This is a genomic window from Actinoplanes sp. NPDC049316, from assembly GCF_040677315.1.
Lineage (GTDB): Bacteria > Actinomycetota > Actinomycetes > Mycobacteriales > Micromonosporaceae > Actinoplanes.
In genome coordinates, this window is sequence record NZ_JBFAQM010000027.1 from 16763 (window position 1) to 33200 (window position 16438).

The following is a 16438-nucleotide window of genomic DNA, read 5'->3' on the forward strand; positions in this document are numbered from 1 at the left end:
ACCTGACCTGACCGCCCAAGGAATACGCCCATTCCTGAGCAAAGGGAACAAATGACCTCTCCGCTGAACCGCTACCTGCAGGACTCCGTCAGCACCGCCTCCCCGGGCAAGCTGCTGGTCATGCTCTACGACCGCCTTGTCATGGACCTCTTCCAAGGGGAGGAGGCGCTGCGCAACGGCGAGCGGGAGCAGGCCAACGACAAGCTGAACCACGCCCAGGAGATCATCCTGGAGCTGCGTACCACCCTCGACGTGGACGCCTGGGCCGGCGCAGCCGGTCTGGCGAACCTGTACGGGTTCCTGCTGACCGAACTCATCGGCGCCAACATCGCCCGCGACGCCGACCGCGTCGCAGCCTGCCGCGCGCTGGTCGAGCCGCTGCGCGACGCCTGGCGCGAGGCGGCCACGCTCGCGGTCGCACCGTCCGCCCCCGTGGCCTGAGATGCCGATGATGCTCCAAGAGCGAGGTGGTGACAGCGTGACCGACGGATGGCGAGACGCATGGACCGCCGCGCTCGACGAGCTCGAGATGGACGTGGCCGCCACGGAGGCGATGCTGGCCGACGCGCGCCGCTACGCCGAGACCCCGCCGTCCGACATGTGGAAGCCGCCGACCGAGCTGGGCGCGCTGCCGCTCGAGCTGCGCCCGCGCGCCGACGAGATCCTCACCCGTCAGCTGGCGGCCGCGCAGGAGATCGCCCGCCGGCTCACCGCCACGCGGGTCCAGCAGGCGATGACCAGCCGGATCGAGACCGGCGAGGCGGTCAAGCGCCCGGTCTACCTCGACTGCGCCATGTGACGACCACCGCGCCGCACCGGCCCGGGACCCCGCCGGGGTCCCGGGCTTTTGCGTGCAACTCAGCGGCAACCATTTGCCGCTCAGCGGATCGGCGGGCAGGCCGAAGCGAAAGGTACGAGCAAAGGATTGCTCCGCCCCACCGCCACGGACCGGCACCCTCGATCCACTGGAAGGAACCGCCGCCGTGTTCGACGACGTCGCATCGTCATCGCTCCGCGTCGCAGTGGCCGGCCTGTCCGCCCGGCAGAACGCCATCGCCAACAACATCGCGAACATCGAGACCCCCGGCTACCAGGCCCGTAAGGTCAAGTTCGAGGAGGCGCTGAGCAGCGCCGTCACCAACGGCCGGTCGCCCTCGTCGGTCACGCCGAGCGTGCAGACCTCGCTGGAGCCGACGCGCCTGAACGGCAGCAACGTCAACCTCGACGAGGAGACGCTCTCGCACATCGACACCACGATGCGCTACTCGCTGGCGATCCGCGCTCTCGACGGCAAGTACAGCCTGATCCGCGACGCGATCAAGGGGGCCTGAGCTAGATGAGCACCTTCAACGCGATCGGCGTGGCCGGCACCGGCGTGACGGTCTACCGCAAGTGGCTGGACGCCGTGTCCGACAACATCGCCAACATCGACAACGTCAGCCGGACGTCCGAGAACGCCTTCCAGGCCCGCTACGTCGTCGCCCAGGAGGCGCAGGACGGCAACGGCGCCCAGGTCGGCGGCATCGCGTACGGCAGCGCCGAGGGCCGGCTGTCGTACGAGCCGGACAACCCGCTGGCCGACACCGAGGGCTACGTCCGCCGCCCCGACATCGACCTCGGCGGCCAGATGGCGCAGCTGATCATGGCGCAGCGCTCGTACCAGGCGAACCTCTCCGTGGTCGACCGGGCGCGCGAGTCCTACCAGGCCGCGATCAACCTCGGGAAGGCCTGATCATGACCTCTCCCATCGGCGCGATCGGCGCGGTCTCCGGCCTCAGCGGCGTGACCGGGGTCGGCGGTGTCGCCGGCGCGTCCGGCGCCGGCCAGGTCACCGGCCCGAACACCGACTTCGCGAGCATGCTGTCCAAGGGTCTGGAGAGCGTCCAGGCGTCCCAGACCAAGGCCGGCGACCTGGCCGTCCAGGTGGCCAACGGCACCCTGCAGGACCCGGCGCAGTACACGATGGCGGCCACCGAGGCCTCCCTCGGGCTGCAACTGACCATGGCGATCCGGAACAAGGCCGTCGAGGCCTTCCAGGAAATCATGAGGATGCAGGCTTAGCATGACGGACCGTCTCCCCGCGCCCGTACGCAAGGTCGGCGACACCTTCAAGTCCTTCACCCCCGGACAGAAGGCGGTCACGATCGCCGCCGTGCTCGCCCTCGCGATCGGCGGCTACTTCTTCGCCACGTGGGCCTCGAAGCCCTCGTACGCCGCCCTGTTCAGCAATCTGTCGAGCAAGGACGCCTCCGCGATCGTCGAGTCGCTGCAGAAGTCCGGCACGCCGTACGAGCTGGCCAACGGCGGCACGACGATCATGGTGCCGCAGGACCAGGTGTACGACGTGCGCCTGCAGATGTCCGGCGAGGGGCTCCCGGGGGACGCCGACACCGGCTACGCCCTGCTCGACAAGCAGGGGATCACCACCAGCGACTTCATGCAGCACACGAACTACCAGCGGGCGCTGCAGGGCGAGCTGGCCAACACCATCAAGAGCATCGACGGCGTCGAGGCGGCGACGGTGAACCTGGTCATCCCGCAGAAGGACGTCTTCGCCGACGACCAGGAGAAGACCACCGCCTCCGTGCTGGTGTCCTCCTCGCCGAGCAAGCCGCTGTCGGGTCAGACCGTGCAGGCGATCGTGAACCTCGTCGCCTCGTCCGTCGAGGGGCTGGACCCCACCAACGTCACCGTGGTCGGCGCCGACGGCAAGGTGCTGTCGAGCGGCAACGGGGCGCCCGTGGCCACCGGCGGCGACAGCGGTTCCGACTCGCAGACCATCGCCTTCCAGAACCGCCTGAACTCGTCGCTGCAGAAGATGCTCGACGCCGTCGTCGGACCCGGCCACGCCGTGGTGACCACGACCGCGGAGCTCGACTTCGACCAGACCCAGACGACCAGCAAGACGTACTCCTCCGACCCTTCGGTCGCCGCGCTCTCCGAGCAGATCCAGCGGGAGGCGTACAACGGCAACGGCAACGGGACCGGCGGCGTGCTCGGCCCGGACAACATCCAGGGGCCGTCGGGTGCGGCCGGCACCGGCCAGTACGAGAACAGCACCATCACCCGCAACAACTCGGTCAACGAGGTCACGGAGACCCGCAACCGGGCGCCGGGCAGCATCAAGCGGCTCAACGTCGCCGTCCTGCTCGACGCGACCACCGCGGGCGCCGTCAACCAGGCCGACGTGCAGACCCTGGTCAGCGCCGCGGCCGGTGTCGACCCGACCCGGGGCGACACCGTGGCGGTCAGCGCGATGGCGTTCGACACCTCGGCCGCCACCGCCGCCCAGAACGCCCTGGCCGCCTCGGCCGCCGCGGAGAAGTCGGCGAAGCAGACGTCGCTGATCAAGACCGCCGCCATGGCCCTGGTCGTGCTCTTCCTGATCTTCCTGGCCTGGCGCTGGAGCCGGAAGCAGAAGAAGCGCAAGGCGCTCACCCCGGCCGAGCTGCGACACCTCGAGGAGATGCAGGCCGCCCTGGAGGCGCAGCGCCTGGCCGAGCTGAACGCGGCGATCCCGTCGCCGGCGATCGAGGCCGCGAACATCACCCACGAGGCGCTGGAGGAGCGGCAGCGGGAGATCGAGCAGATGGTCGAGGACCAGCCGGAGGAGATGGCCGCCCTGCTGCGGGGCTGGCTGGGCGCCGGCCGCTGACCCACCGACCGACCCCGTCCCCTGGTTCAAGGAGGAACCGCGTTGACCACGCCGGCACTGAGCACGAATACGATGACCGGCCTGCGCAAGGCCGCCATCCTGCTGGTGCGCATGGGCAAGGAGTACTCGACCCGGGTGCTCGCGAACATGAGCGAGAGCGAGGTCGAGGAGCTGTCGGCCGAGATCGCCCGGCTCGGCAAGCTCGAACCCGAGGTCGTCGTCGACGTCATCGACGAGTTCTACGCGCTGGCGACGACCAAGCACGCCGGCGCGGGCGGCATGGCGTACGCCCGCGAGCTGCTCGAGGCGTCGCTGGGCACCGAACGGGCCCAGCTGATCCTCGACCGGCTCCAGGCGTCGATGACCGACATGCCGTTCAACTTCCTCAGCCACGCCGACCCCCGGCAGCTGCTCTCGTACGTGCAGTACGAGCACCCGCAGACGATCGCACTGGTGCTGGCACACATCCCGTCGGCGCTGGCGTCGTCGATCCTGTCCGGGCTGGCGCCGGAGGTGCAGTCCGATGTGGCACACCGCATCGCCGTCATGGACCGCACCTCCCCCGACGTGATCCGCCAGGTCGAACTGGCCCTGCAGCGCAAGCTCTCCACCGTGCTGCAGCCCGACGAGCTGTCCACGGTCGGCGGCCTGGGACCGCTGGTCGACATCATCAACCGCGCCGACCGCACCACCGAGCGGCTCATCCTGGAGGCGCTGGAGAAGCGCAGCCCGGAGATCGCCGAGGAGATCCGGCGGCGGATGTTCATGTTCGAGGACATCGTGACCCTCGACGACCGTTCGGTGCAGCTGGTGCTGCGCCAGGTCGAGCCCGCGGACCTGGCCACCGCGCTCAAGGGCGTGGCCGACGCGGTCCGCGACAAGGTCACCAGCAACCTGTCCGAGCGGGGCCGGGAGAACCTGCTCGAGGAGATGGACCTCATGGGCCCGGTCAAGGTGCGCATGGTCGAGGAGGCGCAGCAGAAGATCGTCTCGGTGATCCGCTCGCTCGAGGACTCCGGCCAGATCGAGATCCAGCGCGGCGGTGAGGCCGATGAGCTCATCGCCTGACGAGCGCCCGGTGCTGCGCGGCTCGGTGGCCGAGTCCGCCGCGGCCGCCCGCTTCGGCGTGGACCTGCGCCGCGGCGTACCCATGGACAGCGCTCCGGTCGAGCGGGCGAAGCACGAGGCCCGGACGGCCGGCTACGCCGAGGGATGGGCTCAGGGCCAGCGGGCCGCCGCGATGGAGGCCGAGGCGGCCGCCGAGCGCGCGCGGGCCGTGGAGCAGGCGCACGACCAGCGGCGCGCCGCCGCGCTGGCGCAGGCGGTCAACGCCCTGGGCCGGGCGGTGACCAACCTCGAGACGCAGCTGATGCCGACCCTGCACGAACTGCAGGAGGCCGTGCTCGCGCACGCGTTCGAGCTCGCCGAGGCCATTGTGGGCCGGGCGATGGACGACCCCGAGGGCCGGGCCGCCGCGGCGCTGCGCCGGGCGATGAACGCCGCACCCGAGCAGGGCGACATCGTGGTGAGCCTGCATCCCGACGATTTCGCCAATCTGGTCGGTACGGCAACCGACGCCGACTACAACTACGAGGGTCGGCCGGTGCACCTGCGCCCCGATCCCGCCCTGCGGCCCGGCGACGCCGTCGCGGAGACCGGCACCACCACGGTGGACGCGTCCATCGCCGCGGCCGTCGCCCGAGCAAAGGAAGCCCTCCGCCTGTGACCGACGTCTTCCGCAACCGGATCAACGCCGCGCTGACGGCGGCCCAGCCGCTCACCCGGGGCAAGGTGACCGGTGCGGTGGGCCTGCGGGTCACGGTGAGCGGGCTCGAGGCGCGGGTCGGCGACCTGCTGCAGATGGGTGAGGGTGACGAGGCGGTCCTGGCCGAGGTCGCGGCGCTCGACGGCGAACGGCTGTCCTGCCTGCCGCTGGGCCCGATCGCCGGATTGAGCACCGGCACGCCGGTGGTCTCCACGGGCGGTCCGCTACGGGTGGCGGTCGGCCCCGATCTGCGCGGCCGGATCCTGGACGGGCTGGGCCGGCCGATGGACGGCGGCCCGCCGCTCAAGGGCGAGATGGTCAGCATCGAGGCCGCGCCCCCGTCGGCGATGGAACGCCAGCTCGTGGACGCGCCGATGCCGCTGGGGGTACGGGTCCTGGACACGCTCGTGCCCTGCGGGCGGGGCCAGCGCATCGGCATCTTCGCCGGTTCGGGCGTCGGCAAGAGCACGCTGATGAGCATGATCACACGGGGCACCACCGCCGAGCTGAACGTGGTCGCCCTGGTCGGCGAGCGCGGCCGCGAGGTGCGCGAGTTCATCGAGCACGACCTCGGCCCGGAGGGACTGGCCCGCTCGGTGGTGGTGATCGCGACCTCCGACACGCCGCCGCTGGTCCGGCTCCGCGCCGGCGCGGTGGCGACCCGCATCGCCGAGTACTTCCGCGACGAGGGCGGCGACGTCCTGCTGATGATGGACAGCGTGACCCGCGCGGCGATGGCCCAGCGCGAGGTCGGCCTCTCCGTCGGCGAGCCGCCGGCCACCCGCGGCTACCCGCCGTCGGTCTTCGCGATGCTGGCCTCGCTGCTGGAACGCGCCGGCCCGGGAGCGCGCGGCAGCATCACCGGCCTCTACACCGTGCTGGTCGAGGGCGACGACCACAACGAGCCGATCGCCGACGCGGCCCGGTCCATCCTGGACGGCCACATCGTGCTGGACCGCAAGCTCGCCACGGCCGGCCACTTCCCCAGCATCCAGGCCCTGGACTCGATCTCCCGGGTGGCGAACAAGATCACCACCCCGGAGCAGCGCAGCGACGCGACGGAGCTGCGCCGGCTGATGGCCGCCCACCGCGAAGTCCGCGAGCTCGTCGAGATCGGCGCGTACGTCCCGGGCACCAACCCCGAGGCGGACCGGGCGGCGGCGATCTGGCCGCAGATCACCGCGTTCCTGCGTCAGGGCCTCGACGAGAAGGTCGGCGCGGAGCAGGCCTGGGCGCAGCTGCGCCAGCTCATCGCGGCTTCCTGACCCGGGTCGCGTGCAGCGACGCCAGCAACTGGAGGCGGTCGGCGTCCGCGCTACCCGGTTCGGCCGTGAAGACCAGCACGACCGGCCCGGGGTTGCCGGGCAGCGGGTACGTGTCCCAGTCCAGGACGATGTCGCCGACCTCGGGGATGCGGAAGGTCTTGCTGCCGCTGACCGACTCCCGGACGTCGTGGCGTTCCCACAGCCGCCGGAACTCGGCGCTGCGGATGCTCAGCTCGCCGACGATCGCGGTGGCGCGCGGGTGGGTGGGGTCGGTGGCGACCGCGGCGCGCATCATGCCGATGTAGTCCAGGGCCTGCTGCTCCCAGTCCGGGCACTGCCGGCCGCCGGTGTACGCGTCGTCGAACATCAGCAGCAGCATGTTGAGCCGCTCGGGCGGAACGGCGCCCGGATCGCCGAGCAGTGCCTCGGCCATGTCGTTCCAGGCCAGCACGTCGAGGTGCCGCCCGAGGACCACGGCCGGGGTGCCCATCACCCGCAGCAGCCGCCGGGTGCTGTCGGGCACCCGTTCCGGATCCCGGCGTATGCCGGCGGGCGCGGGCCGGCGGGCGGCACGGGCGAGCGTGAACAGGTGCCGGCGTTCCTCGTCGGCCAGGTCGAACGCGGCGGCGAGCGCGTCCAGGACGTCGTCGGAGGGGCGCACCTCCCGGCCCTGCTCCATCCGCTGGTAGTAGTCGGTGCTCAGCCCGGCCAGGAGCGCCAGCTCCTCGCGCCGCAGCCCGGTGACGCGGCGCCGGCCGCCCGGTTCCAGGCCCACGTCCTCCGGACGCAGCCGGCTGCGCCGGGCGCGCAGGAAATCCCCGAGCTCACGGGCGTACGGGTGGGTGCCGGTCATGCCGCCAGTGTGCCGTCTCCGGCACGGGTGAAGGTAGGTCCCGCAGACCTAGGCTCAGCGGTACGACGGGATCACGCCGCCGCGCCCCTAGCGTCGGCGCATGACCACTGACATCCCTGACCAGCGCGGCCGCGTCGCCGTCGTCACCGGCGCGAACTCGGGCCTCGGGCTCGTCACCGCCACCGCGCTCGCCCGTGCCGGCGCCCGCGTCGTGCTCGCCGTCCGCAACACCGCGGCCGGCGCGGAGGCGGCCCGGACGATCGGCGGCGAGGTGGAGGTGCGCGAGCTGGACCTGGCGTCGCTCGCGTCCGTACGCGCCTTCGCCGCCAAGCTGACCGCCGACCACCCGGCCGTCGACCTGCTGATCAACAACGCCGGGCTGGTGCTGCTCGGCCGGCGCCGGACCACCTCGGACGGCTTCGAGCTGCACCTGGGCACCAACCTGCTCGGGCACTTCGCGCTGACCGGCCTGCTGCTCGACACCATCGCCGCGGCGCCGGCGCCCCGGGTCGTCAACCTCAGCTCGATCACCCACAAGCGGGCGCACCTCGACTTCGACGACCTGATGTCGCAACGTAGGTACGATGCTGCACGCGTGTACGGGGTCTCGAAGCTCGCCACCACGGTGTTCGGCCTCGAACTGGACCGCCGCCTGCGGGCCGCCGGTTCGCCGGTCGTCAGCGTGCTCGCGCATCCCGGCATCTCGCGGACGAACCTGACGCCGCGCGCCTGGGAGGACAGCGGCCTGCCGGGGCGCCTCATCGCCCGGGCCGGACTGCTGTTCACGCAGCCGGTGGAGCGGGGCGCCGCACCTCAGTTGCACGCCGCCACCGCGCCCGGGCTGCGCGGCGGCCAGTTCTTCGGGCCCTCCGGCTTCCTGGAGATGCGCGGCCGGGTCACCGAGGTCCGGCCCAGCACCGAGGCCGCCGACCCGGCCGTCGGCAAGCGCCTGTGGGCCGCCGCCGAGGAGCTGACCGGCGTCAGCTACCTCTGAGCCGTACCGGGTGCAGGTCGGGTGCAGCCGCTCAGCGGGCCCGCGAACGGGCCGACCGGGACTGTGACGGTTCTTCCTGGGAGGTCTCGTGAATCGCTTGTTCCGGCTCGGCCCCGTGCTGCGCGCACGTAAGGCCCAGGAGGACGCCGCCCGCGGCGCGGTCATCCAGTCCCGCCAGGAGATCCGCGAGGCCCAGGCGCTGGTCAAGCGCCGGCAGCTGGACCTGGCCGGGGCGGACGCCCCGACCGAGGGCGCCGCCCGGGCCATGGTCGCCTCGATGGTGGCCCGCCAGTCGCTCGCGGCCACGCTGTCCGGCGCGCACCGGATGGTGACCGACGCCGAGGAGCGGACCAGGGAGAAGGTCGCCGAGCTGGCCGACGCCGCGAAACGGCGCCGGGCGGTGGAGATGCTCGCCGAGCGGCACGCGGAGACCGTACGCCGCCACGACCTCACCGTGGACCAGAACACCATCGACGAGATGGCGGTGACCTCGAAGGCGCGCAACGCCGCCCGGGGCGTGGACGCCATGAACGAGGAACGGGCCAGCTCGCTGCGGCACGGCAGCGGCACGATCGCCGACCGGGCCGCCGCGGCCGCCGCGCGCGAGGACGCCGCCCGGGAGGCCGCGCTGGCCGTCGCCGCCCAGCGGCCGGCCATCGACCTCGCCGACGCCCGCACCGCGATCGCGGCGACGCGCGCGCAGTTGGGCTTTGCCGCTAAGCGCTCACCGGAACCGGCCGAACTCGAGAACGAAGGCCACGACGACCAGGGGAGCCGCGCATGATGGGTGTTGACGGTGTTCTGTCCCGCATCTCCGAGCTGCAGTCGCAGCTGGGGATCGCACCGGCCACCACCAGCACCGCCGCACAGTCGGGCGCGTCGTTCGCCACCGCTCTCGCGGACGCCGGCGGCCGCCCGTCCACCATCGGGGCCGGCTCCGGCGTCACCGGGCAGGCCGTGGTCGACGCCGCCAAGAAGTACCTCGGGACGCCGTACGTGTTCGGCAGCACCGATCCCGGCAAGGGGCTGGACTGCTCGGCGCTGGTGCAGCGGGCGTACAAGGACCTCGGGATCGACCTGCCGCGCACCTCGCGCGAGCAGGCGCGGGCCGGCACGAAGGTGGACAGCCTCGCCCAGGCCGAGCCCGGCGACATCCTCGCCTTCGACTCCCCGGTCGACCACGTCGCCATCTACCTGGGCGGCAACAAGATGATCGCGGCGCCCAAGCCCGGCGACCACGTCAAGATCCAATCGGTGTACGAGACGCCGACGCACATCCGTCGCGTGCTCGGCACCCCCGAGACCTCCGGCACGGCCGCCGCTGCCGCCGTACGCCCCGCCAGCCTGCAGAACTCCGCCTCGCTGGCCGGCGTCCCGTACGCGGACATGTTCGTGCAGGCCGGCGCCAAGTACGGCGTCTCGCCCAAGCTGCTCGCCGCCGTGGCGAAGGTCGAGTCCGGGTACGACCCGAAGGCGGTCAGCCGAGCCGGCGCGCAGGGCCTCATGCAGCTCATGCCGGCCACCGCGCGCGGCCTGGGCGTGCACGACTCCTTCGACCCGCAGCAGGCGATCAACGGCGCGGCGAAGCTGCTCTCCGGCCACCTCAAGGAGTTCAAGTCCCTGCCGCTGGCGCTGGCCGCGTACAACGCCGGCGGCGGCAACGTGCACAAGTACGGCGGCATCCCGCCGTTCGCGGAGACCCAGGCGTACGTGCCGAAGGTCCAGAAGGCGCTCGCCGCTCTCGGCTGAGCTCACGGAGGGAAGCGCGCCATGACCAGCTCCGTCACGGGTCCGGACCGCAGGCCGGCGGTCGACGCCGGGCGCCGTACGGCCGCCCGCACCGGCGACGGCGCGGAGGCTTTCGGCTCCGCGCTCTCCGCCGAGCTGGACCGGTCCCCCGCCACCGAGCGGGAGCGCGACGGTGAGGCACGGACGCGCGCGGACGCCGCCCGGAACCGGTCCGCCGACGCGCGCTTCGAGAGCCGCGCGGCACAGCAACGGGCCGCCGAGCGGGCCCACGCCCGCGCCGCCGAACTCACCCACGCCCGCGCCGCCGGATCGACCCATGCCCGCACTGCCGACCGCAGCGGCCCCACCGCCGCCGAGACGGCCGCGGAGAACCGCTTCCAGCTGCGTGCGGCCCAGGACCGCGACGCCGAGCAGCAGCGCATGTCGCAGGCGAGGGCCGCGGCGCGGCGGACGACCGCGCAGCGCCCCGACCCGGCCGAGCCCACCTCTCCCGCTCCGGAGGAGGAGCGGGCTGAGCGGTCCGACGCTCCGATGACGCCCGCGGCCGCCACGACGGCGGCGCTGCCGATCCCGGGCGGTGACACCTCGACCGTCCCAGCTGAAGCCGCTCCAGCCCAGGTCACCACCCCGGGGATGGCGCAGGCCGCCGCCTGGACGCAAGCCGAGACGCAGGCCGCCGCCCGGGTCGCGGACGCACCGCCCTCCCGGATCTCGCTCGCGCCCAGCAGCGCCGCGCAGACGACCGCCACCCAGGCCGACGCCGCTGCCCAGACGGTCGCCATGCGCGCGGCACCGGCGGCCGGGACCACGCCGGCTGCCACAACCGCACCTGAAGCCGCACCCGCACCGGCGGCTCCGACTACCGCCACCACAACGGCGACACCGGTCACCGCAGCCGCAATGGCGACGAGCTCATCCGTGGCCTCCGGGGCCGCCGGGCCGCAGGGCGTCGCCCCGGCTGCCGCGCAACCGGACACCGGCCAACCGACCACCGCAGCCGCAGCCGCAGCGACCTCGATGGATGCGCCGGCATCAGCACCCGCACCCGCACCAACGGCACCGGCGCCGGCACCGGCTGCGGCACTTTCCGACGCGGTCCCCCCGTCCCCGCCGGACGCGCCGACCACGGACTCGGCACCGCTCGCGCCGCCGTCCGACCCACCGGCGGCCGGCCCGGCACCGGCCACGCCGACCCCGGCTGAGGCCACAGCGGCCACGACCGCCACCCCTGCCGCCGACCTGTCCGCGACGGCTACCCGTGCCGCCGACCCGTCCGCGACGGCTACCCGTGCCGCCGACCCGTCCGCGACCGCCACGCCCGCGGCTGACCCCCAGTCACCGGCGGACACACCGGCCGCCTCCGGCACCGCCGCTACCACCGACCAGTCCGGCACCGCCGGTCAGGAGCAGCAGCCGTCGCAGGGCGACGGCCGCGGAGGCCAGGGCGCTCCGACTCCCTTCACGGCGAACCAGGCCACGCCGGCCACGCCGGGACCGGAGGCACCGGCGGGTCTGCCCACGGTCGGACCGGTCGGACCGGCCGCGCCCGCGGCACCGGTCGCCGCGCCCACCACCGCCCCGCCGCCGGCCGCTCCGCCGCTGCCCGGTCCGGTGGCGATGCAGCTGGCCGCGCGGATCACCCCGCTGCGCCTCGACGCCGACGGCGTGCACCGGCTCACCGTCAACCTGCACCCGGCTGACCTCGGGCCGGTGCAGATCATCGCGGAGATCCGCAACGGCGAGATCAACGTTCAGCTGGCGAGTTCGACGGACGCCGGCCACGAGTCGTTGCGGGACGCGATGGACGACCTGCGCCGCGAGTTGCAGCAGTCCGGTTTCGCCAACACGTCGCTGGACCTGCGGCAGGGCTCGGCGCAGCAGGACCAGGCGCGGCAGCAGTTCGCGTTCATGAACAACGGAGGCGGGAACGGGCGCGACGGGCGTACCGGAAACGGTTCTCCGGGCGCGGCTCCCGCACCGGCCGAAACCGCCGCACCGGCCCCTTCCCGCCCCACCGGCAACAGCCGCCTCGACGTCCAGGCCTGAGCCGGCCTGTCGGTCACGACGGGCCGGGCTTTGGCTCCGGATCCGCCGAAAATAGGGGCTAAGCGAATCGGCGCGCCCGCCGAACCTGAGTGCGAGGGCCAACCACCCAACTCAGGAGGACCCGGCGGATGACTTCCCCGATCAACGGATTCGTCAGCAACCAGTACGACGACAAGACCGCGCGGTCCACGTCGACGTACTCCACCAAGACGACGGTCGACGCGGGCAGCAAGTCGGTCGCCGACCAGGACACCTTCCTGAAGCTCCTGGTGGCCCAGCTGAAGTACCAGGACCCGTCGAACCCGGCCGACTCCACCCAGTTCCTGGCGCAGACGGCCCAGTTCACCCAGGTCGAGAAGCTCGGCCAGATCGCCCAGATGATGCAGGCCCAGCAGTTGATCGGCGCGAGCGCGCTGGTCGGCCGCACGGTCACGTACCAGGACGCCAACGGCGTCTCCCAGACGGGCGTCGTCACCAAGACGAAGCTCAACGGGGACAGCGAACCGACCCTCGTGGTCGGGAACACGGATGTGCAGCTGTCCAAGGTCACGGAAGTCCAGCAGACATCGGCCGCGACCGGCGCCACCGGCGCCGCCGCCGGCAGCGGACAGACCGCAACCCAGCCCACCACCTCCGCTCCCGCGACCACGAAGGACAACTGACCTATGCTGCGTTCCCTCTTCTCCGGCATCAGCGGCCTGCGCGCGCACCAGCAGATGATGGACGTGACCGGAAACAACATCGCCAACGTCAACACGACCGGCTACAAGTCCAGCCAGACCGTCTTCCAGGACACGCTGTCGCAGATGGTCAACGCGGCCGGCGCCCCGCAGAACGGCGCGGGCGGCACCAACCCGGCGCAGGTCGGCCTCGGTGTGCGGACCGCGAGCGTCAACGCGAACTTCAGCCAGGGCGCCGCGCAGACCACCGGCAAGTCGGGCGACATGATGATCCAGGGTGACGGCTTCTTCGTGGTCAAGAGTGGCGGCGAGTCGGTCTACACCCGCGCCGGCTCGTTCACCTTCGACGCGAACGGCTCGCTGACCACCCCCAACGGCCAGATCGTGCAGGGCTGGTCCGCCGACACCGCCGGCGTGGTGAACACCGCCGGCGCCCCCGGCGACATCAAGCTGCCGATCGGCATCAGCCTGGCGCCCGAGGCGACCACGAAGTTCACCCTGACCGGCAACCTGTCGTACGAGGCCCCGATCGACCCGAGCAGCGCGAAGGTCATCCCGATCCCGGTGATCGACGCGAACGGTGCCTCCAGCACGCTGAACGTGACGCTGACCAAGACCAACGCGACCGAGTGGACCGCGTCGGTGCCGAGCGGCACGACGGTGCCGGTCAACTTCACCAACGGCAAGCCGGACGTCACCAACATCACGATCGACGGTTACGACGTCGACATCACCGACCTGACCCACTACAGCGGCAACACCGAGGCCCGGGTCAGCGCGTCGGACGGCTCGGCGGCGGGCATCCTGAGCTCGTACACGGTGTCGAACACCGGCCAGATCGTCGGTGTGTTCTCCAACGGCATGAAGCAGACGCTCGGTCAGCTGGCCCTGGCGAACTTCAACAACGTGAACGGCCTCGAGAAGATCGGCGACTCGATGTTCCGCAGCACGGTGAACTCGGGTCTCGCCCAGGTCGGCTCCGCAGGCTCGGCCGGCCTCGGCCTGATCACCAACGGCGCGCTGGAGATGTCGAACGTCGACCTGGCGCAGGAGTTCACCAACCTGGTCATCGCCCAGCGCGGCTTCCAGGCGAACAGCCGGATCATCACCACCAGCGACGAGATCCTCCAGGAACTCGTCAACCTCAAGCGCTAGTAGCCGCTCAGCCGGCGCGAAGCCGGGACGGGTCGTCGACCCGCCCCGGCTTCTGCATTTCCGGGCGCGCCCGCACCCGGAATGCGACCGGAGCGCGCTCATCCGCAACCGGCGCTCCGCCGAAAGGTCAAGTGACGGGCCACGGACGGCCCCCACCAGCCGCTATGACGCCCCAAGGACGGATGTCGTGATCCTCGTAACCCGCCTCAACGGAGCCGTTTTCGCCCTCAACCCGGACCTGGTCGAGCGTGCCGACTGCACGCCCGACACGGTCATCACGCTGGTGGACGGCACCAAGTACGTCATCGCCGAATCCGTGCCCGAGTTCATCGACTCGGTGCGCCACTACCGCGCCTCGCTGATCGCCCAGGCGAGCCGCATCGAGGGTGAGCCCGCCCTCGCGACCGAGCCCGAGGACGAGCAGGCCTCGCAGACCTCTGCGACCGTGCTGCCGCTGCACCGGAAGGACCGCTGATGGACCTCGCCACCATCATTGGTGTTGTCGTCGCCCTGATCATCGTCTTCACGGTGCAGATCCTGGAGGGCGGCAGCCCGGCCTCCATCATCCTGATCCCGTCGATGCTGCTGGTGTTCGGCGGCGCACTGGCCGCCGGCATGGCCGGCGGCGTGCTCAAGGACGCCCTGAACATCGGCAAGCTGCTCCAGAAGGCGTTCCTCGCGAAGGTGACGCCGCCGAACAAGCTCGTCGACGACGTCGTCAAGCTTGCCGAGCGCGCCCGGCGTGAGGGTCTGCTGGCCCTCGAGGACGCGGTCAAGACCGTCGAGCACCCGTTCCTGAAGCGCGGCCTGCAGCTGGCCATCGACGGTACGGACCCGGAGGAGCTGCACGACATCCTGCACGCCGAGGTCGCCGCGAAGAAGAAGGCCGACAAGGCCGGCATGAAGATCTTCGAGAGCATGGGCGGGTACGCGCCGACCATCGGCATCATCGGCACCGTCATGGGCCTCGTGCACGTGCTCGAGAACCTGAACAAGCCCGAGACGCTGGGCCACTCGATCGCCGCGGCGTTCGTCGCGACGCTCTGGGGCGTGCTCTCCGCCAACCTGATCTGGCTGCCGCTCTCGGCGCGCCTGGCCCGTCTCTCCGGCATCGAGGTCGAGGAGATGGAGCTGGTCATCGACGGCGTGCTGGCGATCCAGGCGGGCTCGAACCCGCGCCTGGTCGCGCAGAAGCTGCGCAGCCTGCTGCCCCCGGACGCCGCGAGGGCCGCCGAGGCCGCCGCCACGACCAAGAAGGCTGCCTGACATGAGTTCTGGCGGTAAGCCGCGCCGGAAGGGCGGTCACGAGGAGCACGAGGAGCACGTCAACCACGAGCGCTGGCTCGTGTCGTACGCCGACATGCTCACCCTGCTCTTCGTGCTCTTCGTCGTGCTGTACAGCATGAGCAACGTCGACAAGAACAAGTTCGCCGAGCTGGCGGCCGGGCTCTCGCACAGCTTCGGATCGTCCAGCGCGGCGCTCCAGGGCAGGCCGGCGGTTCTCGACGGGGCCGGTCAGACCACGAACCTCATCTCCATCGACCCGGGCGTGAAGCCGGGCGACGGCGGCTCGGGCACCGCCGGCATGACCAAGGCACAGCAGGAGGCGGTCGCCCGGGCCGTGCAGGCGGAGAGCCGCAAGGCGGCCTCGGCGAACGCCAAGGCGGCCGCCGCCGAGGCGGCGAGGCTCAAGGAGATCGAGAACAGGATCTCCGACGCGCTCGTCAAGGCGAAGCTGCTCAAGCAGGTCAAATTCACGATCGACAAGCGCGGCCTGGTGGTCACCATCGTGACCAACGAGGTGGTGTTCGCCGGCAACCGGGCCGACCTGCAGGTCGGCGGCCGGAAGATCCTGGACGCGATCGCGCCGACGCTGGTGAAGCTGCCGAACAACATCGAGGTCGACGGCAACACCAACCAGCTGAAGGCCACCGTGACGTACTACCCGAGCGGGTGGGAGCTCTCCGCCGCGCGGGCCTCGACCACGGTGCGCTACCTGGGCGACCACGGCGTGGCCAAGAACCGGATGAGCGCGGTCGGCTTCTCCGACACCAGGCCGCTGATCGACCCGAAGGACCCGCGGTCCATCACGATGAACCGCCGCGTGGACGTCGTCGTCCTCACCACGCTCAACGGCGAGCAGGCGGCGCTGCTGCCGTCCGCGGCCGGCGCCGACGCCAAGCTGCACACCGGTCAGACCACCGCCCAGGCTCAGTCCGCGGCCGCGGCGACCGAAACGACATCCGAGTCCACGACCACCACCCACGACTGAGCAC

At 71.8% G+C, this 16438-nt stretch carries 19 protein-coding genes; 18 read left to right on the plus strand and 1 reads right to left on the minus strand.

Going from position 1 to position 16438, the window contains the following annotated elements:
* Window positions 1-51 precede the first annotated feature (51 nt).
* The 9 genes from fliS (at window position 52) to AB0K03_RS31110 (ending at window position 6685) form a co-directional block, all read left to right on the plus strand.
* Complete coding sequence (fliS, locus tag AB0K03_RS31070) at window positions 52-441, plus strand: flagellar export chaperone FliS (RefSeq protein WP_364692118.1); 390 nt, start codon at window positions 52-54, stop codon at window positions 439-441.
* 37 nt (window positions 442-478) lie between these two features.
* Entirely contained in the window at window positions 479-799 is a 321-nt protein-coding gene (locus tag AB0K03_RS31075; protein ID WP_364692121.1) for a hypothetical protein, read from the plus strand.
* Window positions 800-983: 184 nt separating this feature from the next.
* Window positions 984-1331, plus strand: coding sequence for a flagellar basal body protein (locus AB0K03_RS31080; RefSeq protein WP_364692124.1), 348 nt, complete (start codon window positions 984-986; stop codon window positions 1329-1331).
* A 5-nt stretch (window positions 1332-1336) separates the two neighbouring features.
* Window positions 1337-1732 (plus strand): flagellar basal body rod C-terminal domain-containing protein, encoded by a 396-nt coding sequence (locus AB0K03_RS31085; RefSeq protein WP_364692127.1) that lies wholly within the window; start codon window positions 1337-1339, stop codon window positions 1730-1732.
* Between the two features lie 2 nt (window positions 1733-1734).
* Window positions 1735-2061: a flagellar hook-basal body complex protein FliE gene (gene fliE, locus AB0K03_RS31090; protein ID WP_364692129.1), complete on the plus strand. Its 327-nt coding sequence runs from the start codon at window positions 1735-1737 to the stop codon at window positions 2059-2061.
* A gap of 1 nt (window position 2062) precedes the next feature.
* Complete coding sequence (gene fliF / locus AB0K03_RS31095) at window positions 2063-3655, plus strand: flagellar basal-body MS-ring/collar protein FliF (RefSeq protein ID WP_364692132.1); 1593 nt, start codon at window positions 2063-2065, stop codon at window positions 3653-3655.
* Between the two features lie 42 nt (window positions 3656-3697).
* Window positions 3698-4723: a flagellar motor switch protein FliG gene (fliG, locus tag AB0K03_RS31100; RefSeq protein WP_364692135.1), complete on the plus strand. Its 1026-nt coding sequence runs from the start codon at window positions 3698-3700 to the stop codon at window positions 4721-4723.
* Complete coding sequence (locus AB0K03_RS31105) at window positions 4707-5381, plus strand: FliH/SctL family protein (RefSeq protein WP_364692138.1); 675 nt, start codon at window positions 4707-4709, stop codon at window positions 5379-5381. The genes fliG and AB0K03_RS31105 overlap by 17 nt, the downstream gene beginning before the upstream one ends.
* Window positions 5378-6685, plus strand: coding sequence for a FliI/YscN family ATPase (locus AB0K03_RS31110; RefSeq protein WP_364692141.1), 1308 nt, complete (start codon window positions 5378-5380; stop codon window positions 6683-6685). Before AB0K03_RS31105 ends, AB0K03_RS31110 begins: the two co-directional genes overlap by 4 nt.
* Here the strand turns inward: AB0K03_RS31110 and AB0K03_RS31115 are convergent.
* Window positions 6669-7538 carry a helix-turn-helix transcriptional regulator gene (locus AB0K03_RS31115; RefSeq protein ID WP_364692144.1) on the minus strand — a complete coding sequence of 290 codons (870 nt, stop codon included), beginning with the start codon at window positions 7536-7538 and terminating at the stop codon, window positions 6669-6671. The genes AB0K03_RS31110 and AB0K03_RS31115 overlap by 17 nt on opposite strands.
* A 100-nt stretch (window positions 7539-7638) precedes the next feature.
* Between AB0K03_RS31115 and AB0K03_RS31120 the strand changes: the two genes are divergently transcribed.
* The 9 genes from AB0K03_RS31120 (at window position 7639) to AB0K03_RS31160 (ending at window position 16434) form a co-directional block, all read left to right on the plus strand.
* Window positions 7639-8532, plus strand: coding sequence for an oxidoreductase (locus tag AB0K03_RS31120; RefSeq protein WP_364692147.1), 894 nt, complete (start codon window positions 7639-7641; stop codon window positions 8530-8532).
* 88 nt (window positions 8533-8620) lie between these two features.
* The gene (locus AB0K03_RS31125; protein ID WP_364692150.1) at window positions 8621-9316 is read left to right on the plus strand and encodes a hypothetical protein; all 696 of its coding nucleotides are present in this window, start codon (window positions 8621-8623) and stop codon (window positions 9314-9316) included.
* Complete coding sequence (locus AB0K03_RS31130; protein WP_364692153.1) at window positions 9313-10281, plus strand: transglycosylase SLT domain-containing protein; 969 nt, start codon at window positions 9313-9315, stop codon at window positions 10279-10281. The genes AB0K03_RS31125 and AB0K03_RS31130 overlap by 4 nt, the downstream gene beginning before the upstream one ends.
* A gap of 21 nt (window positions 10282-10302) precedes the next feature.
* Window positions 10303-12327: a flagellar hook-length control protein FliK gene (locus tag AB0K03_RS31135; protein WP_364692156.1), complete on the plus strand. Its 2025-nt coding sequence runs from the start codon at window positions 10303-10305 to the stop codon at window positions 12325-12327.
* 128 nt (window positions 12328-12455) lie between these two features.
* Complete coding sequence (locus tag AB0K03_RS31140; protein ID WP_364692159.1) at window positions 12456-12989, plus strand: flagellar hook capping FlgD N-terminal domain-containing protein; 534 nt, start codon at window positions 12456-12458, stop codon at window positions 12987-12989.
* A gap of 3 nt (window positions 12990-12992) precedes the next feature.
* Window positions 12993-14162, plus strand: coding sequence for a flagellar hook protein FlgE (locus AB0K03_RS31145; RefSeq protein ID WP_364692162.1), 1170 nt, complete (start codon window positions 12993-12995; stop codon window positions 14160-14162).
* 187 nt (window positions 14163-14349) lie between these two features.
* Window positions 14350-14637 (plus strand): flagellar FlbD family protein, encoded by a 288-nt coding sequence (locus AB0K03_RS31150; protein WP_364692165.1) that lies wholly within the window; start codon window positions 14350-14352, stop codon window positions 14635-14637.
* Window positions 14637-15428, plus strand: a complete 792-nt coding sequence (locus AB0K03_RS31155; protein WP_364692168.1) for a flagellar motor protein — start codon at window positions 14637-14639, stop codon at window positions 15426-15428. The genes AB0K03_RS31150 and AB0K03_RS31155 overlap by 1 nt, the downstream gene beginning before the upstream one ends.
* A 1-nt stretch (window position 15429) precedes the next feature.
* Window positions 15430-16434, plus strand: coding sequence for a flagellar motor protein MotB (locus AB0K03_RS31160; protein ID WP_364692171.1), 1005 nt, complete (start codon window positions 15430-15432; stop codon window positions 16432-16434).
* Window positions 16435-16438 lie beyond the last annotated feature (4 nt).